The sequence below is a fragment of the Xenorhabdus lircayensis genome (assembly GCF_016306625.1).
GTDB lineage: Bacteria > Pseudomonadota > Gammaproteobacteria > Enterobacterales > Enterobacteriaceae > Xenorhabdus > Xenorhabdus lircayensis.
This window is the reverse complement of the sequence record NZ_JACOII010000053.1, coordinates 80,185-105,248: the sequence shown is the minus strand read 5'-3', so window position 1 is coordinate 105,248 and position 25,064 is coordinate 80,185. Positions and strand designations below refer to the sequence as shown.

Genomic DNA, 25,064 nt, shown 5'->3' with positions numbered 1-25,064 from the left:
ATCTTCCTTATTGGTTGATTTAAATTCAAAAATTTACCAATAACTGGGCCATCTCTTCCAATCCATTGGCCTGCTTAATCCCTTCACCTGAAAACTGTTGGCTTGGACGGCAGATCACGATGCAGGGCAGCCCAAGAGAAAGGCACGGCTCAACTTTTTCTTTAAAACCGCCCTGTTCGCCTGATTCCTTGGTGATCACGACCTCCGCCTGACAAAATTGGTAAAATGACCGATTAAAATCAGCACTGAATGGGCCTTTCAGGGCAAAGATTTGATCGACTGACAAACCACAAGATTCACACATCGCCAAGACGTCCGCTGTCGGCAAGACACGGGCCAGCACGGTTTTACCTGTCAGGCGAGTCACATAATCCGCCAATTGCTTGCTGCCAGTAGTCAGCAAAATCCGTGATCCTAAGTGAACCGCCACTTCACACGCCTGTTCAACAGTTGCCACTTTATGGATGAGGGGATGTTCAACAACGTCAATATCGCTGGGACGGAGATAACGAATGAGAGGAACGCTCAATTTCTGGCAGGCGTTAACAATGTTTTGGCTCAATCGTTCGGCATAAGGATGAGAAGCATCGATCACCATTCCCGCTCCCCGTTTTTGCAGATATTCGACCATGCCTTCGGCTTCCATCCGGCCAATAACAATTTCACCGTGAATCCCCACTGCCTGCTGTGCTCCTGTTGGTGTAGCCACTGACAAGCCATAATCTATGCCAGCAGTATCCATCATCACGCAAATCTGGCGGGCATCACTCGTACCGCCAAAAATATGGATCAGCGGCCGTTTCATAGTTTGTACCCTCGTGGCGTGATCATCAGACCATCACATATATAGGTTGATTGATTACCCACAATCACCAGACTTCGCATGTCAACGCGGGAAAAATCCATTGCGCCAAAAGTTGTCAGCCATTTTTCTTCGTGCTTGCGTCCCGCTGCTTTCACGACACCGACGGAAGTTTCTGCCGATTTCCACGGAGCCATTAAGGAGAATGCGCGTGCCAAATGTTCTTCCCGTCCCCGACTGCGCGGATTGTAGAAACAGACCACAAAATCCGCTTCTGCCGCAGCCTGCACCCGTTTTTCAATCACTTCCCACGGTGTAAGCAGATCGCTTAGGCTGATATGGCAAAAATCATGCATCAGCGGTGCCCCAAGCAAGGCCGCACAAGCCGTACTCGCTGTGACCCCCGCCACCAGCCGAACTTCTACGTTGCGCTTTTGCTGGCTGACTAATTCCAGAATCAATCCAGCCATACCATAAATGCCCGCATCACCACTACAAACCATCGCCACATTTTTGCCCTGTTCTGCCAGCTCAATGGCCGTCTGACAGCGTTCAATCTCTTTGCACATGCCGGTTTTGATGATCTCTTTATCGCCCACCAACGGTTTCACCAAATGGGTATAGGTTTTGTAACCCACCACGATGTCGGCTGCTTTCAATGCGGCAATCGCTTCCTGCGTCATCATGGCTTCACTGCCTGGCCCAATTCCAATGACGGTTAACATGGATGCACTACTCCTAATGTGATGGTGACCCCCTGCTCACGCAGGGTACAACCAACCAGATGCCCTTGGCTCATGAGCCAAGCCACGGGTTGGGAGACACAGCCTATGCCCACGGTTTTTCGCACAAATTCAGAAGCCGGAAATACCTGTTCACATTGGGCAAGTTGATTAACAGAGAAGATTTGGAAAGGGATCTCGCGCTCTTCTGCCAGATGGATTAACGCTGGCTCTGCTTTTTTTAATTCCACACTGCCGATAGCTTTTAATGCAAGTGAATCAAGATCATGTTCTGCCAGATGACGCTCCAGCAATCGCGTTACCCGCTCGGCCTCAACTCCACGCCGGCAGCCAATTCCCGCAACAATACGGCGAGGAACCAGTTTGAAGGTTGGGATCGCCAACGCCAGCCTTTCCCGCCCATAACTGACGTATACCAAGGCGTCCAGTTCAGGTAACCGATTCAAATCAGTAACGGGGATAAACCCGCGTGTGTCATAGTGATCTTTTTCGCAGTCCAACGCGGGATGCCACCAAATTCCCACTCGCTTACCATTGACCAGCATTTGATTGACGGTTTTGACGCTGGATCGAAAATTTTCCATTTCCCCGCCAATTTGTTGAGATAACACATCCAACGCGGCGAGTTGGTTAACATCCGTCGCAGTGGTAATAACTGCCTGACCACCAAGAATATCCGCGATTTGCTGTGCCAAATCATTCGCGCCCCCCATATGCCCTGACAGCAAGCTAATAGCAAACTGCCCTTTTTCATCCAGCACTACGACGGCTGGATCGTTCATTTTATCCTTAAGCAGCGGCGCAATAACTCGAATGGCGATCCCCGTCGCACCAACCATGATCAACGCACCATATTGGATGAATGACTTACGTACCGTATTGGCAAAACCACCATCAAAAGCGCTGAATCCCGTTTCCACCAGTTCAGGGGAAGTAAAACAATCCATCGTCAAATGGGATTGTAAACGGCGAGCCAACGCCATTCCCCCCGCAGTCAGACAAAACAGCGCACTGGTTTTTTCAGGCATGATTTTTTTAGGTGCGACGATATTCATGGCTGAACCTCGCGTCATACAGTTTCGAATAGTGATACTCTTCCCCAAGAAAGGCACCCACCAGAATCAAGGCGGTTTTACGAATACCGGCACGACGCACCTGTTCTGTGATCATCTCCAATGTGCCACGCACAATCTGGCAATCCGGCCACGTTGCTTTATAAACCACGGCAACGGGTGTTTCCTGTGAATAGCCGCCTTGAATCAACCGAGCAACTACTCCCGCGATATCCTGTACCGACAGGAAAATCGCCATTGAAGTCTGGTGAGCGGCAAAAGCTTCCAGCGTTTCCCGTGGCGGCATCGGTGTCCTGCCTTCCATACGGGTGATAATCAGACTTTGCGCTACTTCGGGTACGGTGTATTCCACCCCCAACTGCGCGGCAGCACCAAGAAATGAACTCACTCCCGGCACAGAGATAAACCCCACTCCCCGACTTGCCAGCTCTTCGGCCTGTTCACGAATAGAGCCGAACAGCGATAAATCTCCCGTTTGCAGACGAACCACCAACTTGCCCGCTTTTACGCCACTCACCATCAAATCGATGATTTCCGTTAACGTCAGTCCCGCGCTGTCATGGCATTCAGCATCCGCCCGACAATATTCCAGCAGTTCATGATTAATCAGCGAGCCGGCATAAATCACGACTTGAGCCTGTTGCAGCAATTGGTAGCCTTTCAAGGTAATCAGGCTCTTATCCCCCGGCCCCGCCCCAACAAACCAGACTTTTTCAGTATCAAAATCGGCATGATCAATATGTTCAGGCATCATTCTGCTCCTCTTGCCAATGCGCTTCTGGTTTGGATTGTTCGGAACCTTTCTGGCAAGAAATCAAGTAAGTGGGATTGTTAGGTTTGAAATAATGCCCTTGCCCCAATGCCGTCAGTTCCCCCACTTGAATTTCACGACCATCAAGCGATATCACCTGACAGGTTTGCAGATGCGACAATGCCTGCATGAAGTTTTCCAACAGAATAAAAGTCATCACCAAACGTCCACCTTGATTCAGGTGTAACAACGCCCAATCAATCATTTCCGTCAGATGCCCACCCGTTCCGCCAATAAAAATGGCATCTGCGGTATCGTCCAATGGCACAGGGGCTATCCCAGATTGAATGCGAACCATGTGGCAGCCAAAATGCCGAATATTCTCAGCAATCAACGCCAGTGCTTCCTCTTTGCGTTCAATGGCAAGGATATCCAATGTGGGATAACGCAATGCTGCTTCAATACTGACGCTGCCTGTACCCGCACCGACATCGATCAAGCACCTGGCTTTTGCCAGCTCCAGCCGTTCCAATACTAATGCTCTAACCGCTTCTTTAGTCATGGGGATGCGATGACCGCGCAAAAAAAGTTCATCTTTCATTCAGAACCACCACCACATTCAAGCCATAATTAATGTCGCCACGTTGGGCAACCTGCTCTGCGTTTAAACAAACAATCCGCTCATTTTCCTGCGATAAATTTTCACCAATCACCATGCGACGTTGCTGCCCGCGCGCCAGAATTTCCTCGGCGATCTGGTAAGGGCCAATCACATCATCCGTCACCATCGCGATTTTTTCGTGTTGGAGAAGCCAGTCAAAATCCGGCTTGCGTCCGTGGCTGCTGGTGAGATAAATGTCGTTCATGTCCAACAAAATACGGGCGCACAAATATTGGATCGAACTGATGCCAGAAATGATGCGGATATTTTGTCCATCAGCTTGCAACCCAGAAAAATGCGCCGTAATCCGCTTACCAATGCCATAAAAGAGAGGATCGCCCGAAGCCAGTACCACGATGTGACGATGCTGGTTCTGTTCAAGCCACTGCATCAATCCATCCATATCAGCATTCAAACAGTGGGTTTCGCCGCTGAAATGGGGAAATTCGGCAAGGTGACGAGTCCCTCCGACCAACACTTCCGCCTGCTTGATAGCATCCACCGCAGCCCGCGTTTGGTTTGCTGCGGCACCGGGGCCAATACCAACGACTGTGATCATCGGAAGCCCCCCACAAAATTATCCACTATCTCGCTCACAGGCCGATTGCAGCCCAACACTTGATTATCAAAGGCAAACAGAATGGCATCACACTGGGGTTTGCTACTGGCGAAACGCAGCATTTGGTCGATGCGCCAGCAGATTTTCTGGGCAATTTGTTGGTACACCGCCTGCCAGCCTTGTTCGGCAATCAACTCGATGGCAGCTTCTGTGGTATCGCATTGATCCACCGCCTGAATCAGTCCGAAAGGAGCGCCCATCAGGGCAAGGTTGGCAATCAGCGTTTCCATGCGCCCATCGGCAATATGGCTGTGAGTATGGAAGATACCAGCCGCGATTTTCACCAATTTGCCTACATGCCCCACCAGCACCACATGGCGAAACTCCAAACGCACCGCTTCTTGCAGCATGTAGCCGACGAAATTACTCATCGTGACGACACAATTCGCGTCAATGCCCAATTGCTGGCTGACAAAACGCTCACCATGATTTCCCGGCACGAAAATAATGCGATCCAGCCCACTGGCACGTTTAGCCTCCAATTCAAGTGCCAGTGAACGCTTCCAACTCTCTTCCGACATCGGCATCACGATGCCCGTTGTGCCGATAATTGAGATCCCTCCCTTAATCCCCAGTCGGTCGTTATAAGTTTTCTTCGCCCGCTCTTCGCCTTCTGGTGCAAAGATCACAATATCCGCCCCACGATGCGGGCCAATCACCTCCCGCACCGCTTCCTCAATGGTTTGCCGTGGGGTTTTATTGATGGCAGCCCAGCCAATGGGCAGGCCAATCCCCACTCGCGTTACTCTGCCAACCCCTTCACCGCCATCCAGCATAATCACACCACTGTCATTCAGGGAAACACGGGCGAAAATCAACATACCGTGGGTTGCATCCACATCATCGCCGCCATCTTTGCGGATAGCTGCAATCGCATGCAGCCCTTCTATCAACGGCTGCTCGACATTCAAGGCCAATGTGACACCAGAGGGCGTGACAATCGAAACTTGATGAATAATCTGCTGGCGCAGGATCATCAACGCAGCCACCCGTGCGGCAGCCGTGGCACAAGATCCCGTGGTGTAACCCTTGCGATATTGCTTTCCCCTATGCCAGACCGTTCCGAGGTCATCTGTTTGTCTACCGCTGATTTCATTCATGCTGCACCTCCGGCATCCGATAAAGAATGGCGTTGATAATGGCGGCGGCAATATTACTTCCTCCTTTGCGCCCTCTTGCTGCAATGCAATTTAATCCGCTGTTGATGAGGGCATTTTTGGATTCCTCTGCGCCAACAAACCCGACAGGCACACCGATCACTGCAATCGGAGTGTATTGATGCTCCATCAGGCGAAATAGCGCGGTCGGGGCATTGCCAAAGACAAAAATCTTCTCCCCTGACTCTTGCAGGGCAAGATCAACCGCCGCCATTGAACGCGTGATCTGCTGGGCTTTGGCAATTTGAATGACACGGGGATCGCTGACATAACAACGGCATTCACTGCCATACTGAGCCAAGCGAGTTTTATTGATGCCAGACAGCGCCATTGTGGTATCGGTATATAACGTACAGCCGCGCAAAATACCGGCGCGAATGAGGTACAAAACATCAGGGGAAAAATAAAGAATGTCGAGCCAGTCAAAATCGGCGGTGGTGTGGATCACCCGTTTGATCACCGCTTCCTGATCCGCATCCACAAAATGATAATCAGGGCGAGATTCGCAAATAAGGCGACTGATAATATCGAAACTATTCCGTTCAATCTGTTGGGGCTGTTGGATGTAATTACTCATGCCACTTTCTCCTTATACCGTCACACTGAACAGGCTATGCAGCAACGCAAACAGCAGAAGCGCCATCACTGATGCCACCATCATCATCTGCACAGATTGGGGAATATCGTCAGGTGTGACTTCGCGCTTTGCATCACCGATCCACGGTTTTTCAACGCGCTGATTAAAATAAATATTCGGCCCGCCAAGACGGATACCCAATGCTCCCGCGACGGTTGCTTCCGGCCAGCCACTATTGGGGCTACTGTGTTGATAGCGATCGCGCCAGCCGATACGTAGCGCCTGGCGAAAATCCAACCCCTGCCATTTCGCCGCCAGTGCCAGCAAAAGCCAGCCTAAACGGGCCGGTAGCCAATTCGCCACATCATCCATACGTGCCGAATACATCCCTAACGACCGATAACGGGGCGTTTTATAGCCCACCATTGAATCAAGGGTATTGATCGCCTTATAAGTCATGGCGAGGGGAGCACCGCCAAGCATCAAGAAGAAAAAAGGAGCAATCACGCCATCCACACTGTTTTCTGCCACAGTTTCAATGGCAGCGCGGCTGATTTGTGGCGCTTGCAGTTGAGAAGTTTCCCGTCCGACAATATTGGAAAGCTGTTCACGGCTGGCGGCCAAATCGCCCCGCTGCAATGTTCGATAGACTGTATTCGCTGCATCGCTCAAACCACGCCCCGCCAGCACGGTATAAATCAGCCAGATTTCAACCAAACAGCCCAGCCAGAACGCCATGCCATAGGCCAATTGCAGAACCCAATAACTCACCAGCCAGACACTTCCCACCACCGACAGCCATAACAGCACGCCGCCCCATTTCAGGTCATTTTCGGTTTGGCAAATTCGGCGAATAAGCGACTCAGCCCGAGTGATAAGCCGCCCCATCCAGCGCACGGGATGCGGCCAGTGAGGAGGATCCCCCAGTTTCATATCCAAGATAAAGGCAGCAAACCAAAGCAAGACCGTCATGACAGCCTCCGTGCCATCGTCAACCAGCGATGAAGTAAACCGGGGCGTTGGGCAAAATGGATATGCAGATATCCCGCCAGCGTATTGCCATTCTGATAACCACCCAGCCAGCTTTTCTGTATTTCTTTCTGTACTAAGCCATCTCGCCATTTAACACATTGAAAAAGGGGAAGTTGAGTACTGATAAAATCAGAATAATGGAATTCATGCCCACGCAGCATTTCCCCTTTCGCCACCAAAAGCGTGTCACACATTGCTGTAGCTTCGCAGTAACCAAAGCGTTTCAGGTGATCTCCCATCTGGCTTTCACCCGCAATCAAACCCACCATGTTATGTCGCACACCTTGCACATCAGTCAGGGCTTCACCGAGATACATCAAGCCACCGCATTCCGCATAAATGGGAATGCCTTTTTGTTGTGCCTGTCGCAACGCCGCATGCATAGCGTGATTAGCGGCCAATGTCTGCGCATAAATTTCGGGATATCCGCCCCCCAGATAGACCATCTGGCACGCTGGCAATTGGTGATCATGCAGGGGACTGAAACGTTTAATGGTCACACCTGCTTTTTCCAGCAACAGCAGATTATCGGGATAATAGAAGTGAAAGGCCTCATCCTCTGCCAGAGCCAGCGTCAAACCCTGCCCCATAGCGGGATCAACGAGGGAATCAATATCTCCTTTCGGCAAGGCGGATAATCGGGTTAACGCCAGCAACCTATCCAAATCCACCGAGGCTTCGATCTGCCGAGCCAGACGTAACCAGCATTCATCCTGTTGGCTATCTCGTTCATGCGCAGAGATCAGCCCCAGATGGCGGGAAGGAAGTGCAATATCCGGTATGACAGGGATGCGCCCCAAGACAGGAATACCGCAATAACGCTCAATCGCCTGTTTCAACAACTGAAAATGGCTATCGTGATTCACCCGATTTATCAGCACACCGGCAATATTGATCGCAGGATCAAATTGCTGAAATCCCATCACCGTGGCAGCAATCGAGGTGGAAACGGCCTTCCCGTCCACCAATAAAATCACTGGACAGCCAAGTTGCTTTGCCATCGCCGCGCTACTGCAATAATTGGGGTCAGTGCCATAACCATCGTATAGCCCCATGACTCCTTCAATAACCGCAATATCTTTATCAGCCATGGATTGATTAAATAGGCCATTCAAAATGGAAACTGGCAGCATAAACGCATCAAGATTGCGCGAAGCGATACCCGTCACGGCACGATGCCAACCCCCATCCAGATAATCAGGTCCGATCTTGAACGGCTGAACCCGTAGTTGGCGGTTCATCAATGCCCGCATGATGCCCAGCGCAAACGTCGTCTTGCCACATCCGCTACCTGTACCTGCAATGACAAAAGCATATTTCTGTTGCATGTGCTTTCCCCAAAACATTTAATCCTATGTATTGATGTAAAAATCCAAATCCCATTCATTGATATTTATCAAACAAAAGGTATTTTTTTATTTTTAATAATGCACTTAAAACCACCTTAATAGGAAAAACATCAACCCCGCACTTTATGACAACAAAGCAAAGAAGAGAGGATATCAACATTGTTATCACAATCTTATTTTTATATCCTGATAAAATAGAGTGATAGATCAATTTTCAAAATACACAGTTTTCATCTTTATAAAAACACCCTTCATTACTTTTGTGACCTTGTTCATAATTATTGCCACTAAAAAAGAATTTTTATTCTGAAAGAAATAAAAATTAATATAAAAAACCTAACTAACAACCAAAAATAAAATATACAACCAGCTGAATATAAATGAATTTTTATGACAAACCGATAAAAAAACAAAAATGAAGTTCATTAACACAATAAAAAAATATTAATGCAGATAAATATTCCCAACACACAATTACGTTTATATTGAAAATTATTCATCTCTAAAAATACGAATATTGATCTAAATCAAAATCCCTTCATTAATATTGACGCAATAATTAACAAAAAGTTAAATCTGATATCTCATTAATCATAAGAACGAGAAAATCATCATCATAAAACCCAATGAAATAAGAGTATAAAACAGAATAACGCTATACTTAAAAAACATCACCTGTACTTCTAATTCTTATATAAAAATATATTTTCGTGCCGATTAAATGATTTATATTTTAAAACTATAGAGGTAATCCAATGAATAAAGGCAATGTGTGGTTAGTGGGTGCAGGCCCCGGAGAAGCTGGGTTAATTACCGTCAAAGGGCTGCATTGTATTCAATCTGCTGACGTCATTGTTCATGACCGCCTGGTCAATACTGAACTGATTGCACAAGCACCAGAACATTGTGAAATCATTAACGTTGGGAAAGAACAAGATTACCACCCCATTCCACAGGAAAAGATTAATCAAATTCTGGTAAAACATGCGCAGTCGGGCAAACAAGTTGTACGCTTGAAAGGCGGCGATCCCTACGTTTTTGGTCGCGGGGGTGAAGAAGCCGAAGTCCTGGCACAACATGGTATCCAATTTGAAATCGTTCCGGGTATCAGTTCCTCCATTGGTGGGCTGGCCTATGCGGGTATTCCCGTCACTCACCGCGATTACGCATCGGGTTTCCATGTCATAACCGGTCATACTTCTCAGGGCAACGAACGGCAGAATTGGAAAGCACTCGCACAATTGGAAGGGACATTGATTATTCTGATGGGGATGACCCGCCTGGTGGAGATCTGCCAGCAATTGATACTGCATGGTAAATCCTCCGCAACGCCGGCTGCGGTGATCATGTATGCCAGTCATCCCAAACAAGAAAGGGTCATAGGCACGCTGAAAACTCTGGCTGCAAAAGTGGAAGAGAAAAATCTACATGCACCTGCGCTGATTGTGGTCGGTGATGTCGTTAATTTGAGTGCAACACTCTCCTTTACCTCCACTTCCTTCACCATCAGTGAACTCTCTTCCAAACTAAAAAATTTCACTGGCAAAACATTCACTGATGAGCAGTTTCATGAGTGAACATGGTGGCAATATCATTGAAGTTGCCCAACAATATGGCCTTCCAGCCAAAGAGCTGATTGATTTCAGTGCCAATATCAACCCCCTTGGCGCACCTGAACGGGTTAATGCTCTGATTAAAAATAATCTTTCCTGTATCGAAAAATACCCTGATGTGGAGTATCGCCATTTGCATCAGGCAATCGCAAAGGCCCATCAGTGCAACTGTACTTCGGTGATGGCGGGTAATGGCGCAACAGAACTGATCTACGCCGTTGCCCGTTACCTCAAACCGAAACGCGCCCTACTCCTCATCCCTGGCTTTGCTGAGTACCGACGCGCCTTGCAGCAAGTCGGGGCGGAGATCATCGACTATCCATTAACAGAAGACACGGGGTTTCAGCCTGATCTACACCTATTGGATACGCTGTCCAATATTCGCCCGGATTGCGTTTTTATAGCGACTCCCAATAACCCAACCGGATTAATGCCAGACCGCCAATTTATGCAAGTGTTGGTGGAATATTGTGAAGCACAAGGGATCTCGCTGATTATCGATGAAGCCTTTATTGATTTTCTGCCGAATAACCGAGGAGTAATTCCTCAATTTATTGCAGCTCAACATCTTTATGTATTGCGTTCGCTGACAAAATTCTTCGCCATTCCGGGGTTACGGTTGGGCTATCTGATCAGTGGGAATACAGCGGGGATCACAGAGATGAAAAAACAGCGTGAACCGTGGTCGATCAACGCCTTTGCTGCTCTGATCGGTGAAATTTTGCTTGATGATCACACTTATATTGCTGCCACGCATCAATGGCTGAGATCGCAACAGCATTACCTGTGGACACATCTTTCTGCTTTCCCTGAACTGACCGTCTGGCCACCGTCGGCTAATTTCCTGTTCTTCCGCTGCAATAAACCCGATATTGATTTATGGCATTCCTTGCTTAAACATCGGCTACTGATTCGCCATTGTCAAAATTATGCGGGATTAGACAAGCGCTACTATCGAATAGCCGTACGCAGTGAACGGGAAAATCAGCGCCTGATAGCCGCGATGCAGCAAGTTTTTGCACATGGCTGAAGCATACTGCCCCGCTTCCTGCGGAGAACTTCTGCAAGGATGGTTATTCGGCGGAGAGAAGTTAATCTCATGCCCAATCAATTGGTTCAGTTGTGTTTCAGTCAGCGAAGGCATCCCGGCACCACATGAACGGCCGCGTATGCGCCAGATGGTGAATTTATTGCTGGATTACTGGCAAATCCCCCTAGAATTTTCTTCCGGCCTACGCATTGAATATCAATCAACAATCCCAATTGCCAAAGGCATGGCCAGCAGCACAGCAGATATCGCAGCCACCGCCCAAGCCACCGCCAGATTATTGGGTAAATCCCTGAATAGCACGACTCTCGCACAACTCTGCGTCAAACTGGAACCCACTGACAGTACCATATTCGAACGATTAACTTTGTTTGATCATCTTACTGCCCAGACTCAAATTCCCTTCGACTGGCAACCAGATATCGATATTTTGTTGCTGGAAAGCCCGCAAACCATTTTGACGACAGAATACCATCAGCGGGATTATCGCCCGCAATTGCTGAGTGGCACATCGCTACTCCAACAGGCATGGCAGCAATTCCTCATTGCGAATCAGCAGCATGACAGTTACCGTCTTGGAGAAGCCTGTACATTAAGCGCCATCGCCAGCCAATCAATCCTCCCGAAACCTTGCTTTGATCAACTACGGGATTTAGTCGAACAAACGGGTATTTATGGCCTGAATGTCGCCCATAGCGGCAGTGTGGTCGGTTTATTATTCCATTCACATTGCCATGATCCGGATTATCTATATTGGTGGCTGCATCAAAAAAAGATTACTGAACATTACCCGAAAATCCATCACGTCAAACTGATCGCGGGTGGCGTTCGATAGCTGTGACTTTACCCTAGCTATCCCTTCACATTTGTCTTATGCTAAATAACATAATTGAAACAACGAAGTAGACCCTATGAAAAATATAAATCTCGAACCCACAACGATTGATGCCTTTATGTCACTCGACATCCGCGTTGGCAAAATCATCAAAGCAGAAAAAAACGAAAAAGCCATCAAACCTGCTTATAAACTGCATATCGATTTTGGCGGTGATATCGGTGAAAAACAAAGCTCTGCTCAGATATGCCAAAATTACACAGAAGAGCAATTAATTGACAAACAAATATTGGCAGTAGTGAACTTTCCACCAAGACGTGTAGCAGGATTTAAATCCGAAGTTTTAGTTCTGGCTGCCGTTTGTGATGATCAAGGAACTGTCCTGATCCAGCCAGAAAGAGGCGTGAACTTAGGCACGCGGATGCTGTAATTTTTTGGGTCGGTAATTAATAAGAATAACATGAGAACACAAAAAAGATGTATGAGTTACGTTGCTATCATTGTAGATGATTACGATAAAGCTATTGACTATTACACCAATAAATTGGGATTTACGCTGGTAGAAGATACGCCACAGCCGGGTAAACGATGGGTTGTCGTGTCCCCAAACCCTGAGAGTGATTGTAATTTATTGCTGGCAAGAGCATCTAACGAAAAACAGGAAGCATTTATTGGCAATCAATGTGGTGGCAGAGTATTCCTGTTCCTGCAAACTGACGACTTTTGGCGCGATTATCACAAAATGAAAGACAATGACGTCCATTTCTGTGAAGAACCACGTCAAGAAGAATATGGAATGGTCGTGGTTTTCAAAGATATTTATGGAAATCGCTGGGATTTGTATCAGAATGCAGTTGAGTAATAAATAGCTATTCTATTGCAATCCCCTTCAAATCAGCCCAATCAAATTGGGCGATTTATCATTAATGAAAAATATAAATCGCCTAATGAGATAGGCTCTAAATAAATTTAATTTATAAATTAGAACATAAAGTTCGAAAGCCTGATTTTAGGCCCAACGAGAAATTTTTCAGCCAATAAAAAACAAATCATGAAAACCAAACACTTGTTTGCAATCTCCCTGTAATATTTTAATTACTTGTTTTTAAAAGAATTAACTTAGACAAAAATATAGTTTACTTACTGGACGTATTCAACACTCTGACTTTTGTTAATTTTTCAGCATAATATTTAAGAGGAGCATCACATTTTTGGGTGAAATGTTTACTTTATAAAACTTACGATCACATTCTCATAATTAGAACTAAATATAAAAATAATCTTTACTGTCTGTCAAACATGAAATACAACATCAGTATAAAAATAACTAGGGAAATGATATGTCAAAGAGGGAAAATCAGATATTGCAACTTCTAAAACGTGATCCTTTCATTCAACAGCAAGAAATTGCTGATATCCTCGGGATTAGCCGTTCATGTGTTGCAGGACATATTATGAACCTAAGTAAAAAAGGCTATATTAAAGGCAAAGGGTATATTTTATCTAATGATGTTTATGCTGTTACCATTGGCGCAGCAAATATAGATTTAACCAGTTATACTCATGCCAAATTAGTCTATGAAGATTCCAACCCAGGGAAAATTATTTCGACACCAGGCGGCGTAGGAAGAAATATCGCCCAGAATATTTCTTTATTAAAAAATGAAAGTTATTTAATTTCTGTTATTGGTAATGATCCAAATGGAAAAACGTTGTTTGAGCAGACAAAATCAGCAGGCGTTAATATTAAATACCTCTATAAATTAGATGGAGAAAAAACATCAATCTGCAATTCGCTTATCGACGAAAATGGCAAGTGTGTAGTCTCTGTTAATGACATGAATATTCTGGAGAAATTGACCCCTACATTATTATCTCAGTCTAAATCCTTAATCCAACATGCCAGTGTGTTAGTCGTTGACTGCAACTTAACGGAAAAAGCATTAGAGTGGGTATTTAATCACGCGGGAAATGTTCCAATTTTTGTCGATACCGTTTCAAGATCCAAAGCCCCCAAGATCCGCCATTGGTTATCCCATATCCATACCTTAAAACCTAATCGTACTGAAGCAGAAGTTCTTAGTGGAATAAAAATTGAAACTCAACAAGATGCCGCCAACGCGGCGCACTGGTTCCATCACCGCGGTGTCCAGCGTCTAATTTTAAGTATGGATGCAGAAGGCGTATATTACAGTGAATTGGATGACACATCGGGATGTTCACATGCAATCAACACGAATATCATTAATGCCAATGGGGCTGGGGATGCTATGATGGCCGGGCTTGTTCATTGTTGGTTAGAAGATATGGATTTAAAAGACAGTATTCGCTTTGCACAACAGTGTTCGGCATTGACATTGTCCTCAGAGAATATTGATATATTCCCAAAAAATCGCTCATATTTTTGATAAATATTTTCACATAGAAAACTAATTAATTATATTTAAAATAAAAACCACCCAGATAATGATTAAATTTCAACCAGATAACTTTCAACTAATTTACTACTAATAATATTTCTTTCTAATAATGGTTTAATTATCTTATTTAAGATAAGAAGATCTTCATAACTCACTCAATATTGTATAGAAAAATGTATAGGGAATTTCTACACAATAAATCGTATAGATTTGGTAAGATTGCACTAGACTTCGAGAGGATGACGTATTAATGAATTGCTTGATTTTGCTGGGATTAATGGTTTTTAGGAAGTGAAGGGAATCGAACCCTCGTATAGAGCTTGGGAAGCCATTGAACTACACTCGCATCAACAAAGTGATGCCGTCAAATATATACCCCTTACTGAATCCCAACAAGCGATTATTGTTAAAATTGTCTATATTTCAGTCAGTTGTTTAAACCTATCTTATGAATGTGAAAAACTCCCTGTCCGGCCGACCGGACAGGGAGTTTGGCTGATTTTAATCAAAAATGATTATTTATTCGGACGCATTGCCGGGAACAGGATGACGTCGCGGATGGTATGGCTGTTAGTGAACAGCATCACCATACGGTCGATACCAATCCCCAAGCCCGCTGTTGGTGGCAACCCGTGTTCCAGCGCAGTGATGTAGTCTTCATCGTAGAACATCGCTTCATCGTCACCTTCGTCTTTCTGGCGAACTTGCTCTGCGAAACGTTCTGCCTGATCTTCTGCGTCGTTCAGCTCCGAGAAACCGTTACCAATTTCACGACCACCAATGAAGAATTCAAAACGATCAGTAATGAATGGGTTGTCGTTGTTACGGCGTGCCAGAGGGGAAACTTCTGCTGGATATTCCGTAATGAATGTCGGCTGAATCAAGTGGCTTTCAGCAGTTTCTTCAAAGATTTCACATTGAACACGCCCCAAACCCCAGCCTTTTTCAATGTCAATGCCCAAAGATTTCGCGATAACAACAGCTTTATCCATCTCATCCAGATCCGCGATGTTGGTTTCTGGGCGATATTTGCAGATTGCTTCTTTCATGGACATTTTGGTGAAAGGCTTACCGAAATCGAACTCTTGTTCACCGTATTGCACCAATGTTGTACCCAGCACGTCTCGAGTCAGGGTGCGGAACAGGTCTTCGGTCAGTACGATCAGATCTTGGTAATCCGCGTAAGCCATGTAGAGTTCCATCATGGTGAACTCAGGGTTATGACGCGGAGAGACGCCTTCGTTACGGAAGTTACGGTTGATTTCGAAAACACGCTCAAAACCACCCACAACCAGACGTTTCAGGTACAGTTCCGGTGCAATGCGCAGGTACATGTCGATATCCAGCGCGTTGTGGTGCGTGATGAATGGACGCGCACTTGCACCACCAGGGATCGCCTGCATCATTGGGGTTTCAACTTCCATGAAGTCTTTTTTGGTCATGAAGTTACGCAGTGCAGACATCACTCGGGAACGGATCTGGAATGTCTTACGTGATTCATCATTTGCAATCAGATCCAGATAACGCTGGCGATAGCGCGTTTCCTGATCCGCCAAACCGTGGAATTTATCCGGCAGTGGACGCAGTGCTTTAGTCAGCAAACGCAGCTCAGTACAGTGGATGGAAAGTTCACCCGTTTGAGTTTTGAACAATTTACCGCGCGCGCCTAAAATGTCACCCAAGTCCCATTTTTTGAACTGAGTGTTGTAAATGCCTTCCGGCAGGTCATCACGGGAAACGTAAATCTGAATGCGGCCGCCCATGTCCTGCAAAGTAGCAAAGGATGCCTTGCCCATGATTCGGCGTGTCATCATGCGACCTGCAACGGTCACTTCGATGCCCAGCTCTTCCAATTCTTCCTTAGTCTTGTCATCGTATTTTGCATGCAGATCTTCGGAAATGTTTTCGCGACGAAAATCATTTGGGAAAGCAATACCGTTGCTGCGCAAAGCAGCCAATTTTTCACGGCGGGTTTTCAGTTCGTTATTTAAGTCAGGAGCCTGTTCAGCTCCCTGCTGTTGTTGTGACATTTTAGTTCCTCATAGACCAGCTTTTAAGCTTGCTTCAATGAATTTGTCCAAATCACCATCCAGCACAGATTGCGTATTGCGGGTTTCGACACTGGTGCGCAAGTCTTTAATGCGGGAATCATCCAAAACGTAAGAGCGGATCTGACTGCCCCAACCGATATCCGATTTGTTCTCTTCCATTGCTTGTTTATCAGCATTCTTCTTCTGCATTTCCAGTTCGTACAGTTTCGCTTTCAACTGTTTCATCGCCTGGTCTTTGTTTTTATGCTGAGAACGGTCGTTCTGACACTGGGTTACAACACCAGTCGGTACGTGGGTGATACGTACAGCAGATTCGGTTTTGTTGACGTGCTGACCACCTGCACCAGAGGCGCGGTATACATCGATACGTAAATCAGCCGGATTGATTTCAATATCAATATCATCATCCACTTCTGGGTAGATAAAGGCAGAACTGAAAGAGGTATGACGACGACCACCTGAATCAAACGGGCTTTTACGAACCAAGCGATGGACGCCCGTTTCTGTACGCAGCCAACCGTAAGCATATTCACCAATGATCTTGATGGTTGCGGATTTCAGGCCAGCAACGTCACCATCAGATTCTTCAATGATTTCTGTCTTGAAGCCCTTGGATTCAGCCCAGCGCAGATACATGCGCATCAGCATGCTGGCCCAATCCTGCGCTTCTGTCCCACCAGAACCCGCCTGAAGATCCAGATAGCAGTTTGCGCTGTCATATTCGCCGGAGAACATACGACGGAATTCAAGCAGGCCGAGCTTCTCTTCTAGCTGTTCCAATTCAGCTACCGCTTCATTGAAGGTTTCTTCATCATCAGCTTCAACTGCCAATTCCAGCAGGCCGTTCACATCTTCCAATCCCTGATCGAGCTGATCAATTGTTTCTACGATGATTTCCAGTGATGAACGCTCTTTACCCAACGCCTGTGCCCGCTCCGGTTCATTCCAGACATCAGGCTGCTCCAGTTCAGCATTAACTTCTTCTAAGCGTTCTTTCTTGGCATCATAGTCAAAGATACCCCCTCAGAACTTCTGTCCGCTCAGACAGGTCCTGAATATGGTTTTTTACCGGATTAATTTCAAACATATTTTGTGTCTTATACGTTGTGTATTATGAATAAATGATGGTCGCATGGATATTTTCGAACCGCGCATTGTAACGGATCTGTCAAAGGGTTTATAGCATTTCCGGAGATTTACCACACAGTCAAAGGCCAAATGTGCTGGATCAAAAGCTGGATATCGCGATTACCGCGAAATTCGTTAATATCCAGTTTATAGGCCAGTTCTACCATTTTGATACTGTTATCCGGCCAGCGATTAATATCAACGTTGAACGCGATGCCATCTAGCATCGGCCCGCCATTTAATGGCTCAAGCATGACTTTCAGATGATTCTCACCAACAATACGCTGTTGCAGTAGTTTGAATTTGCCGTCAAAAATCGGCTCCGCAAATGCCTGTCCCCACGGGCCGCCGTCGCGTAAGATTTCAGCGATCTCCAGTGATAATTCCCCTGATGTCAGTTCGCCATCACTCCAAACCACGCCTTCAAGTTGGGCAATATCCAACCAGTCTGCTACCAACTCGGAAAAATGGCGCTGAAATAGGTCAAATTTGTCTTGTTCAATCGACAATCCCGCCGCCATCGCGTGACCACCAAATTTCAGCATCAACCCCGAATGTAATGTATCAAGACGCTCAAGTGCATCGCGCATATGTAAGCCATTCACGGAACGACCCGACCCCTTTAAAGTACCATCACCTGCCGGAGCAAAGGCAATGACCGGACGGTGAAAGCGCTCTTTAATTCGTGAAGCCAAAATGCCCACTACGCCCTGATGCCATTCTGGGTGGTAAATCGCCAAGCCGTAAGGTAACTGAGTATGGGTTCGCTCGATTTTATCGCAAATTTGCAAGGCTTCTTGCTGCATGCCCTGTTCGATTTCCCGACGGGTTTGGTTCAAGCCATCCAGCTCACAGGCAATTTGACGGGCTTGTACCATATCATCTGTCAGCAATAACGACACGCCAACAGACATATCATCCAACCGCCCGGCTGCATTTAATCGTGGCCCCAATGCAAATCCCAAATCACTGGCGGCCAGTTTTATCGATTCCCGTTTGGAAACTTCGAGCAGCGCACGTATGCCCGCACAGCAACGCCCTGCCCGAATGCGATTTAAGCCTTGATATACCAGAATGCGGTTATTGGTATCGAGGGGAACCACATCTGCCACGGTGCCCAAGGCCACTAAATCCAGTAATTCCGCCAGATTGAGCAATGGAATGCCCTGCTGCTCAAACCATGCCAATTTACGCAATTCCGCCCTGAGTGCGGACATCAGATAAAATGCAACACCAACCCCCGCCAAAGCTTTAGAGGGGAAGGTACAGTCAACTAAGTTGGGATTGATAATGGCGTCCGCGGCTGGCAGTGTTTTACCCGGTAAATGATGATCGGTGACGATCACCTTAATGCCGTGTTGATGTGCCGTGGCTACTCCATCATGGGATGAAATCCCATTATCCACTGTGATAATTAGATCTGCACCTTTTTTAATAACTTCATCAACAACTTTAACGCTTAGTCCATAACCATCTTCAAAACGGTTTGGTACGAGATAATCAAGATTACGATATCCCATCGCACGCAGGGCACGAATGCTCAATGCGGTACTGGTTGCTCCATCCGCATCGAAATCTCCGACAATCACAATGCGCCAATGTTCATTCAATGCTGTTATAAGCAGGGAAACTGCCTGTTCAATGCCATTGAGAGATTGATAATTAAGCAACCCCTTTGCACCGCGTTCCAATTCATCAGCCTGACGTATGCCACGTATGGCGTATAAACGGCGCAATAACGGATGAATATTGTTGGGAAGATGACTGGAATCCGCCACCGATCGGCGACGGAGTTGTATTTCTCTATTCACCATGTTGACCCAGCATAGCTAACAAATCTTTCGGCGACAGGTAACCACCGAGTACACTGCCATCTTCAAGGATAATCGCAGGCGTGCCCTGAACACCAAATTGCAAGCCTAGCTGATATTGTTTCGCGATATCAATTTTGCAGTCTTTGATCGGAGAAACCTTGTCACCTTTAAAAACAGCATTCAGTGACTTGTTCGGTGTCGCACTGCACCAAATAGACTGCATATCTTTGGCCGATTGGTGTTGCAGACCATGACGAGGAAACGCTAAATAACGGATAGTGATCCCCAGATCGTTATATTCTTGCATGCTCTCATGCAGCTTGCGGCAATAACCACAGGTAATATCAGTAAAAACAGTGACAACGTGTTTTTCTTTTGGCGCTTTGTAAACAATCATCTGATTTTTCAAAGCTTCCAATTTTTTAACTAAAACCTGATTACTGACATTCTTCGGTGCCTTACCACTAATATCATAGAGTGGGCCCTGTAGCAGGTATTTACCATCATTGGACATATAAAGAATGCCCTGTTCGGTTAAAATTGCACTCACGCCAGAAACCTGTGATGGGGTGATACTTTCTGCTTTAACGCCCATTTTAGACAGTGAGTTATTGATCGGACTCTCATCAGCAAAGGCACTGCTGGCAAAAGCAGTCAATAACAAGGAAAGGCAAAACGCAATCTTCTTCATTTTTTGTTCCTTTATTTTCATCTTTCTCCGCAGTTAACCGCGAGGATGATGTTGTTGATGCAGCACCTTCAGACGTTCGGTTGCTACATGAGTGTAAATCTGAGTTGTGGAGAGGTCACTATGGCCCAATAGCATCTGCACAACACGTAAGTCAGCACCATGATTAAGTAAATGTGTCGCAAAAGCATGCCGCAGAACATGGGGTGACAAGCGTTCAGTATCAATTTCCGCCAATACGGCATAGTGTTTGATCCGATGCCAGAAAGTCTGGCGTGTCATCTGCGTTCCCCGCTTACTCGGGAAAAATACATCGGATACAGAGCCATTCAATAACCACGGGCGCCCATACTCCAGATATTTTTCCAGCCAATAAATTGCCTCTTCTCCTAAAGGAACCAATCTTTCCTTATTCCCCTTACCCACTACCCTGACCACCCCCTGACGCAAACTCACATCCGATAATGTCAGACTAACCAACTCGGAGACCCGCAATCCACAAGCATAAAGCACTTCAAGCATGGCTTTATCCCGCAGTTCAATCGGTTGGTCAGTCAAGGGAGCGTGGAGCAAATTCTCAACTTGCTTTTCACTTAAGCCCTTGGGTAGACGTTTAGGCAATTTAGGCGCAGATAATAACGCGGTTGGATCATCTCCCCGCATTTTTTCACGGTAAAGATACTGGAACAACCGCCGCATTGCACTCAGCAATCGAGCTGAACTACTGGCTTTATAACCGCCATCCACCCGCTCAGCCAAAAATGATTGTAATTCTATAGACTGTACTGAGAGTAAATCACAGCCATAATTCACCAACCAATTGTTCAAGGCTTGTAAATCCAGTCGGTAAGAAGCCAGGGTATTTTCAGCCAGATCTTTTTCCAACCAAATGGTATCCAGAAATTGCTCTATCAGGGGATTTTCCGATGAATGCTGTTTCGGTGAATTGTTTTTCGATGGATCGTTTTCCGATGAATGGTTTTCTGATAGGTTGTGTTTTTTTGGCACAAGCCCTCCTTTTTATCTGACCATCTGCGCCCTGCCTATCTGCGCCTTCCGATCGGCTATTATGCCTGAAAAAGCGATTCTTCTGTTACAATACCGCCCCTGATATTCGAAATTCCCTGATAAATAATGATGAAAATTGGTCTCTTTTACGGCTCCAGTACATGCTATACAGAAATGGTAGCAGAAAAAATACGCGATATACTCGGTGAAGATCTGATCGACCTACATAATGTCAAGGATTGTGATCCCCAACTGATGGAAGAATATTCTGTCCTGATCCTCGGTATTCCCACTTGGGATTTCGGGGAATTGCAGGAAGATTGGCTGGCGATTTGGGAGCAGCTTCCAACGTTGGATCTGGCCGGAAAAATCGTTGCCATGTATGGCATGGGCGATCAAGTCGATTACGGTGAATGGTTTCTGGATGCATTGGGAATGCTGTATCACCATCTGCTGCCAACAGGCGCACAGTTTATTGGGTTCTGGCCAATAGAAGGTTATGAATTTACCAGCCCCAAACCCCTGTCTGAGGATGGCAAACAGTTCGTCGGACTGGCTCTAGACGATGTAAACCAATTCGAACAGACAGATGAGCGTTTAAGCGAATGGTGTATGCAGATCTTGGCTGAAATGGAAGCCCTGTTCTAATCTGGCTACCGCTATATATCAGGATATTGGCGCATAAGCTGATTCAAATGGCGCCACGCTTCTGGTGATACACTATCTGCTGCCAGCCATAACCGGATTGGTGTCGGGTGGTATGAATTTTCTTCTGCCCGACCAAAAGCATGGAGTATAACGACCATTCCATAGCGGTTGAACCACGGTGGTTGAGCAATGCTCCACGCTGCTTTTTGCCAGTGAACTTTATTGCCCCTAAACAGCACCAGTCTGCCCTGACATTGGCGGATATTTTTCCGGCTCCATGCCCAACTAATCATAATGATGGCAAGCAATGGAAGCCAGAAAGAAACACCGTTAACAGACCACGGTGCCAATAAAGCCGCCACTGCGACTCCACCATGTACACTGGTTGAAAACAGATGGGTATGGCGGGATATTCTTAATTTACTGTTCCACAGGACCACGGGCTTGGTTTCTGCTCTGGATCAATTGCACCATATGGAAAAGCTCATCGTCTTCGGGACGCCCATGATTCATGAGCCAATTGAAAAGATCAGGGTCTGGACATTCCAGCAAACGAATGAAAATCCGCTTGTCGTCATCATTCAATGAATCATATTCATATTCAAAAAATGGCATGATAGAAATATCCAGTTCACGCATTCCACGACGACATGCCCAGTGAATACGCGCTTTATTATCAATATCCATGTTTAAAAAGCCTCTTTAACATTTTCATCAAGCAGGATTATCAATGATCCTAACCTGTTTTTCATCTCCTACTACGGTTGAATGACTGGATATATCGACAAGATGCGAAGCGTATCGCAACAACTCAATATAAATGCGTTATTCATAAATAACGGGAATAACCTCTTTGAATAAGTCTGCTTCTCTTTTACCATTAGCCTTATTTCTCAGATAGTTTACTGGCAGGAGCTGTTATGGCTTACCAAATTCCGTTTTCTGCACAATCTCCATCCCCTTCTGCAACGCTCTCACTAACTCTAATTTCCCTTGATGATTGGGAAATGGTGATTACCACTGGGGCTGACGCAGAGAAATATCTGCAAGGCCAAGTAACGGCAGATATCACCTCCCTGAATGAAAACCAACATGTATTAACTGCACATTGTGATGCCAAAGGGAAGATGTGGAGTAATCTGCGACTGTTTCGGCGTGGCGAAGGTTTTGCCTATATTGAGCGTCGCTCGGTATTGGATACGCAATTAGCCGAATTGAAAAAGTATGCCGTGTTTTCCAAAGTCACTTTTGCCAAAGATGAAGATAGTGTCCTGCTCGGTGTAGCGGGTACAGGAAGCCGGGAAGCTCTGACGACATTCTTCCCTACCGTACCCAATGCCGAATCCCCTGTTATCCAACACGACACAACAACGCTTCTCCACTTATCGCTTCCCACAGAACGTTTCCTTTTAATCACCGATAATACGACTGCCGCCCAATTAACCGGAACGTTGGTTGAGCAGTTTCAATCTCAATTGAATGACAGTCAGCAATGGCTGGCACTGGAGATTGAAGCGGGATTTCCTGTGATTGATACAGCCAGCAGCGCGCAATTTATTCCACAAGCGACAAACCTTCAGGCAATCGAAAACGGTATCAGTTTTAATAAAGGCTGTTATACCGGTCAGGAGATGGTTACTCGTGCCAAGTACCGCGGGGCGAATAAGCGAGCCATGTACTGGTTGGCGGGTAGTGCGTCTTCCCTGCCTGCCGTTGGTGATGATCTGGAATGGCAATTGGGTGATAAATGGCGCCGGACGGGTTCAATACTGACCTCCGTCAAACTGGCTGATGATTCAGTCTGGGTACAAGTTGTCATGAATAATGATATGGAAGCAGACAGTGTATTCCGTATCCGTGAAGATCAAGGCAATGCGCTCACCATTCAAGCGTTACCTTATTCATTAAATGAAGAAAAATAATTGTTGAGGTTTCTGTATGTCATTAGCTGTACCCCCTGTTGATTTTGGCCCTTTTACCGATGTCATTGCGTTTATCATGGAGCTGGATAAATTAAAATATGTCCATCGCAAAACGAAATTATTGAACAATGCACGCTACGAAAACTCCGCTGAACATAGCTGGCATTTTGCTATCGCAATTATCGGCTTTGCACCTTATGCCAGGGATGTGAATATTAGCCGCGTCGTACAAATGGCTCTGATCCATGACATTGTTGAAATTGATGCAGGGGATGTTATTGCTTTCGATCTGGCGGCCCGTGAAGCCATCCAAGAACAAGAAGTTAAAGCGGCCAGTCGTATTTTTGGTCTGCTGCCGGAAGCACAGAGAGATCATTTTCTCGCACTCTGGCACGAATACGAAGATGCCATGACTCCCGAAGCGCGTTTTGCCAAAACACTCGACAGAATTATGCCGGTATTCATGAATTTGCATAACCGAGGTCAGAGTTGGGTCGAGAATGACATTCGTTTTGAGCAAGTCTACAACCTACTTCATTTTGTTTCCGAATGTTATCCTGAACTGTGGAAATATCTGCTGCCACAGTTGGAAGCAGCGAAAGAAAAAGGCTGGCTGAAATAATTTCCGCATCTGGTAAATAAGCTGTCAGACTCGGCTAGTGCGATATCTGACAGCTTCAAAATACATTTTCAGAACATATTCAATTGATTACCGCTTCAATTCCCATACCATGGGCCAGCGAAACCCAGTCAAGTTGAGGATCATGCAGATCAATCATTGAGTGAGCTTTTATCCCTTCCTGAGCGACTCCCACCCGTATCAGTTCATTACTGAGCACTTTGTATCCTCGGTTTGCCAAAATGATGGTTGTGACATCCCGCTTTTCACGCGCCTGAGTCCAAAGTGACTGGAGGGTAAGGTGACAAGAATGATACTACCGTGTCAGTGTATTGATAGGCACCGCAAAACGCGATGCCGTTATTTCATGGAATTGTCCATCGGATAAACAAAGTTGAACAGTTCAATTTTTCTCTTATTTTCTAATAAGATACCAAGAGATCAAGACTACCACTCCGGTCAGTCCCGTAGTTAACTAACTTGTAATATCAACAATCCCAACCAAT

26 protein-coding genes and 1 pseudogene are annotated in these 25,064 nt (G+C 46.1%); 9 read left to right on the top strand and 18 right to left on the bottom strand.

From position 1 onward, the window contains the following. Positions 1-25: 25 nt before the first annotated feature. From H8A87_RS15385 to H8A87_RS15340, 10 genes are read right to left on the bottom strand one after another with little or no spacing between them, the layout of a single operon-like run. The gene (locus H8A87_RS15385) at positions 26-805 is read right to left on the bottom strand and encodes a cobalt-precorrin-6A reductase (RefSeq protein WP_198690816.1); all 780 of its coding nucleotides are present in this window, start codon (positions 803-805) and stop codon (positions 26-28) included. Next, the gene (locus H8A87_RS15380; protein ID WP_198690815.1) at positions 802-1,527 is read right to left on the bottom strand and encodes a precorrin-3B C(17)-methyltransferase; all 726 of its coding nucleotides are present in this window, start codon (positions 1,525-1,527) and stop codon (positions 802-804) included. The genes H8A87_RS15385 and H8A87_RS15380 overlap by 4 nt, the downstream gene beginning before the upstream one ends. After that, positions 1,521-2,600 (bottom strand): cobalt-precorrin 5A hydrolase, encoded by a 1,080-nt coding sequence (cbiG, locus tag H8A87_RS15375; protein WP_198690814.1) that lies wholly within the window; start codon positions 2,598-2,600, stop codon positions 1,521-1,523. Before cbiG ends, H8A87_RS15380 begins: the two co-directional genes overlap by 7 nt. Further along, on the bottom strand, positions 2,581-3,369 hold the full coding sequence (locus H8A87_RS15370; RefSeq protein ID WP_198690879.1) for a cobalt-precorrin-4 methyltransferase: 789 nt from the start codon (positions 3,367-3,369) through the stop codon (positions 2,581-2,583). The genes cbiG and H8A87_RS15370 overlap by 20 nt, the downstream gene beginning before the upstream one ends. Beyond that, complete coding sequence (locus H8A87_RS15365) at positions 3,362-3,970, bottom strand: decarboxylating cobalt-precorrin-6B (C(15))-methyltransferase (RefSeq protein ID WP_198690813.1); 609 nt, start codon at positions 3,968-3,970, stop codon at positions 3,362-3,364. The genes H8A87_RS15370 and H8A87_RS15365 overlap by 8 nt, the downstream gene beginning before the upstream one ends. Continuing rightward, entirely contained in the window at positions 3,960-4,589 is a 630-nt protein-coding gene (locus H8A87_RS15360) for a cobalt-precorrin-7 (C(5))-methyltransferase (RefSeq protein ID WP_198690812.1), read from the bottom strand. The genes H8A87_RS15365 and H8A87_RS15360 overlap by 11 nt, the downstream gene beginning before the upstream one ends. Further along, positions 4,586-5,749, bottom strand: coding sequence for a cobalt-precorrin-5B (C(1))-methyltransferase CbiD (gene cbiD / locus H8A87_RS15355; RefSeq protein ID WP_198690811.1), 1,164 nt, complete (start codon positions 5,747-5,749; stop codon positions 4,586-4,588). The genes H8A87_RS15360 and cbiD overlap by 4 nt, the downstream gene beginning before the upstream one ends. Next, positions 5,742-6,383 carry a cobalt-precorrin-8 methylmutase gene (locus H8A87_RS15350; protein WP_198690810.1) on the bottom strand — a complete coding sequence of 214 codons (642 nt, stop codon included), beginning with the start codon at positions 6,381-6,383 and terminating at the stop codon, positions 5,742-5,744. The genes cbiD and H8A87_RS15350 overlap by 8 nt, the downstream gene beginning before the upstream one ends. Before the next feature lie 12 nt (positions 6,384-6,395). Continuing rightward, positions 6,396-7,355: an adenosylcobinamide-phosphate synthase CbiB gene (cbiB, locus tag H8A87_RS15345; protein ID WP_198690809.1), complete on the bottom strand. Its 960-nt coding sequence runs from the start codon at positions 7,353-7,355 to the stop codon at positions 6,396-6,398. After that, entirely contained in the window at positions 7,352-8,743 is a 1,392-nt protein-coding gene (locus H8A87_RS15340; protein WP_198690808.1) for a cobyrinate a,c-diamide synthase, read from the bottom strand. The genes cbiB and H8A87_RS15340 overlap by 4 nt, the downstream gene beginning before the upstream one ends. Before the next feature lie 776 nt (positions 8,744-9,519). Here H8A87_RS15340 and cobA point away from each other — a divergent pair. The 6 genes from cobA (at position 9,520) to H8A87_RS15310 (ending at position 14,668) form a co-directional block, all read left to right on the top strand. Then, on the top strand, positions 9,520-10,341 hold the full coding sequence (gene cobA / locus H8A87_RS15335) for a uroporphyrinogen-III C-methyltransferase (RefSeq protein WP_198690807.1): 822 nt from the start codon (positions 9,520-9,522) through the stop codon (positions 10,339-10,341). Next, positions 10,334-11,407: a threonine-phosphate decarboxylase CobD gene (gene cobD / locus H8A87_RS15330; protein WP_198690806.1), complete on the top strand. Its 1,074-nt coding sequence runs from the start codon at positions 10,334-10,336 to the stop codon at positions 11,405-11,407. The genes cobA and cobD overlap by 8 nt, the downstream gene beginning before the upstream one ends. Beyond that, positions 11,400-12,260 (top strand): GHMP family kinase ATP-binding protein, encoded by an 861-nt coding sequence (locus tag H8A87_RS15325; RefSeq protein ID WP_198690805.1) that lies wholly within the window; start codon positions 11,400-11,402, stop codon positions 12,258-12,260. The genes cobD and H8A87_RS15325 overlap by 8 nt, the downstream gene beginning before the upstream one ends. Before the next feature lie 76 nt (positions 12,261-12,336). After that, positions 12,337-12,690 carry a tRNA-binding protein gene (locus H8A87_RS15320; RefSeq protein ID WP_198690804.1) on the top strand — a complete coding sequence of 118 codons (354 nt, stop codon included), beginning with the start codon at positions 12,337-12,339 and terminating at the stop codon, positions 12,688-12,690. 30 nt (positions 12,691-12,720) lie between these two features. Next, positions 12,721-13,122, top strand: coding sequence for a VOC family protein (locus tag H8A87_RS15315; RefSeq protein WP_198690803.1), 402 nt, complete (start codon positions 12,721-12,723; stop codon positions 13,120-13,122). Positions 13,123-13,600: 478 nt separating this feature from the next. Continuing rightward, complete coding sequence (locus tag H8A87_RS15310) at positions 13,601-14,668, top strand: PfkB family carbohydrate kinase (protein ID WP_198690802.1); 1,068 nt, start codon at positions 13,601-13,603, stop codon at positions 14,666-14,668. Between the two features lie 527 nt (positions 14,669-15,195). On the opposite strand, the gene lysS is transcribed toward H8A87_RS15310, so the two are convergent. From lysS to xerD, 5 genes are all read right to left on the bottom strand, one after another. Beyond that, positions 15,196-16,710, bottom strand: coding sequence for a lysine--tRNA ligase (gene lysS, locus H8A87_RS15305; RefSeq protein ID WP_198690801.1), 1,515 nt, complete (start codon positions 16,708-16,710; stop codon positions 15,196-15,198). Positions 16,711-16,719: 9 nt separating this feature from the next. Further along, a protein-coding gene (gene prfB / locus H8A87_RS15300; protein ID WP_198690800.1) for a peptide chain release factor 2 occupies positions 16,720-17,818 on the bottom strand; the annotation gives its coding sequence in 2 pieces (ribosomal slippage) (positions 16,720-17,742 and positions 17,744-17,818; 1,098 coding nt in all). A 109-nt stretch (positions 17,819-17,927) separates the two neighbouring features. Further along, complete coding sequence (gene recJ / locus H8A87_RS15295) at positions 17,928-19,673, bottom strand: single-stranded-DNA-specific exonuclease RecJ (RefSeq protein WP_232370285.1); 1,746 nt, start codon at positions 19,671-19,673, stop codon at positions 17,928-17,930. After that, entirely contained in the window at positions 19,663-20,364 is a 702-nt protein-coding gene (dsbC, locus tag H8A87_RS15290; protein ID WP_198690799.1) for a bifunctional protein-disulfide isomerase/oxidoreductase DsbC, read from the bottom strand. Before dsbC ends, recJ begins: the two co-directional genes overlap by 11 nt. A gap of 33 nt (positions 20,365-20,397) precedes the next feature. Next, entirely contained in the window at positions 20,398-21,276 is an 879-nt protein-coding gene (gene xerD / locus H8A87_RS15285) for a site-specific tyrosine recombinase XerD (protein WP_198690877.1), read from the bottom strand. Between the two features lie 222 nt (positions 21,277-21,498). Between xerD and fldB the strand changes: the two genes are divergently transcribed. Continuing rightward, positions 21,499-22,017, top strand: coding sequence for a flavodoxin FldB (fldB, locus tag H8A87_RS15280; RefSeq protein WP_198690876.1), 519 nt, complete (start codon positions 21,499-21,501; stop codon positions 22,015-22,017). Positions 22,018-22,028: 11 nt separating this feature from the next. Here fldB and H8A87_RS15275 read toward each other — a convergent pair whose 3' ends face one another. Then, a complete protein-coding gene (locus tag H8A87_RS15275) occupies positions 22,029-22,457 on the bottom strand; it encodes a protein YgfX (RefSeq protein ID WP_198690798.1) in 429 nt (142 codons plus the stop codon). Beyond that, positions 22,438-22,704 carry an FAD assembly factor SdhE gene (gene sdhE / locus H8A87_RS15270; protein WP_198690797.1) on the bottom strand — a complete coding sequence of 89 codons (267 nt, stop codon included), beginning with the start codon at positions 22,702-22,704 and terminating at the stop codon, positions 22,438-22,440. The genes H8A87_RS15275 and sdhE overlap by 20 nt, the downstream gene beginning before the upstream one ends. A gap of 233 nt (positions 22,705-22,937) precedes the next feature. Between sdhE and ygfZ the strand changes: the two genes are divergently transcribed. Together ygfZ and H8A87_RS15260 are read left to right on the top strand one after the other, a co-directional pair. After that, positions 22,938-23,939 (top strand): tRNA-modifying protein YgfZ, encoded by a 1,002-nt coding sequence (gene ygfZ, locus H8A87_RS15265; protein ID WP_198690796.1) that lies wholly within the window; start codon positions 22,938-22,940, stop codon positions 23,937-23,939. Positions 23,940-23,955: 16 nt separating this feature from the next. Beyond that, positions 23,956-24,561, top strand: a complete 606-nt coding sequence (locus tag H8A87_RS15260; RefSeq protein WP_198690795.1) for an HD domain-containing protein — start codon at positions 23,956-23,958, stop codon at positions 24,559-24,561. Between the two features lie 79 nt (positions 24,562-24,640). Here H8A87_RS15260 and H8A87_RS15255 read toward each other — a convergent pair. Then, positions 24,641-24,847: pseudogene (locus tag H8A87_RS15255) on the bottom strand (thiamine pyrophosphate-dependent enzyme); the annotation flags it as partial. Between the last annotated feature and the right edge of the window lie 217 nt (positions 24,848-25,064).

Coding starts and splice junctions, on each gene's coding strand:
- H8A87_RS15365 (WP_198690813.1), bottom strand. CDS start 3,970: ATGAAAGATGAACTTTTTTTGCGCGGTCATCGCATCCCCATGACTAAA.
- cbiB (WP_198690809.1), bottom strand. CDS start 7,355: ATGACGGTCTTGCTTTGGTTTGCTGCCTTTATCTTGGATATGAAACTG.
- H8A87_RS15350 (WP_198690810.1), bottom strand. CDS start 6,383: ATGAGTAATTACATCCAACAGCCCCAACAGATTGAACGGAATAGTTTC.
- H8A87_RS15385 (WP_198690816.1), bottom strand. CDS start 805: ATGAAACGGCCGCTGATCCATATTTTTGGCGGTACGAGTGATGCCCGC.
- H8A87_RS15315 (WP_198690803.1), top strand. CDS start 12,721: ATGAGAACACAAAAAAGATGTATGAGTTACGTTGCTATCATTGTAGAT.
- H8A87_RS15360 (WP_198690812.1), bottom strand. CDS start 4,589: ATGATCACAGTCGTTGGTATTGGCCCCGGTGCCGCAGCAAACCAAACG.
- cbiG (WP_198690814.1), bottom strand. CDS start 2,600: ATGAATATCGTCGCACCTAAAAAAATCATGCCTGAAAAAACCAGTGCG.
- H8A87_RS15310 (WP_198690802.1), top strand. CDS start 13,601: ATGTCAAAGAGGGAAAATCAGATATTGCAACTTCTAAAACGTGATCCT.
- recJ (WP_232370285.1), bottom strand. CDS start 19,673: ATGGTGAATAGAGAAATACAACTCCGTCGCCGATCGGTGGCGGATTCC.
- cobD (WP_198690806.1), top strand. CDS start 10,334: ATGAGTGAACATGGTGGCAATATCATTGAAGTTGCCCAACAATATGGC.
- ygfZ (WP_198690796.1), top strand. CDS start 22,938: ATGGCTTACCAAATTCCGTTTTCTGCACAATCTCCATCCCCTTCTGCA.
- cobA (WP_198690807.1), top strand. CDS start 9,520: ATGAATAAAGGCAATGTGTGGTTAGTGGGTGCAGGCCCCGGAGAAGCT.
- sdhE (WP_198690797.1), bottom strand. CDS start 22,704: ATGGATATTGATAATAAAGCGCGTATTCACTGGGCATGTCGTCGTGGA.
- H8A87_RS15320 (WP_198690804.1), top strand. CDS start 12,337: ATGAAAAATATAAATCTCGAACCCACAACGATTGATGCCTTTATGTCA.
- H8A87_RS15340 (WP_198690808.1), bottom strand. CDS start 8,743: ATGCAACAGAAATATGCTTTTGTCATTGCAGGTACAGGTAGCGGATGT.
- H8A87_RS15380 (WP_198690815.1), bottom strand. CDS start 1,527: ATGTTAACCGTCATTGGAATTGGGCCAGGCAGTGAAGCCATGATGACG.
- lysS (WP_198690801.1), bottom strand. CDS start 16,710: ATGTCACAACAACAGCAGGGAGCTGAACAGGCTCCTGACTTAAATAAC.
- H8A87_RS15370 (WP_198690879.1), bottom strand. CDS start 3,369: ATGCCTGAACATATTGATCATGCCGATTTTGATACTGAAAAAGTCTGG.
- fldB (WP_198690876.1), top strand. CDS start 21,499: ATGAAAATTGGTCTCTTTTACGGCTCCAGTACATGCTATACAGAAATG.
- dsbC (WP_198690799.1), bottom strand. CDS start 20,364: ATGAAGAAGATTGCGTTTTGCCTTTCCTTGTTATTGACTGCTTTTGCC.
- cbiD (WP_198690811.1), bottom strand. CDS start 5,749: ATGAATGAAATCAGCGGTAGACAAACAGATGACCTCGGAACGGTCTGG.
- H8A87_RS15325 (WP_198690805.1), top strand. CDS start 11,400: ATGGCTGAAGCATACTGCCCCGCTTCCTGCGGAGAACTTCTGCAAGGA.
- H8A87_RS15260 (WP_198690795.1), top strand. CDS start 23,956: ATGTCATTAGCTGTACCCCCTGTTGATTTTGGCCCTTTTACCGATGTC.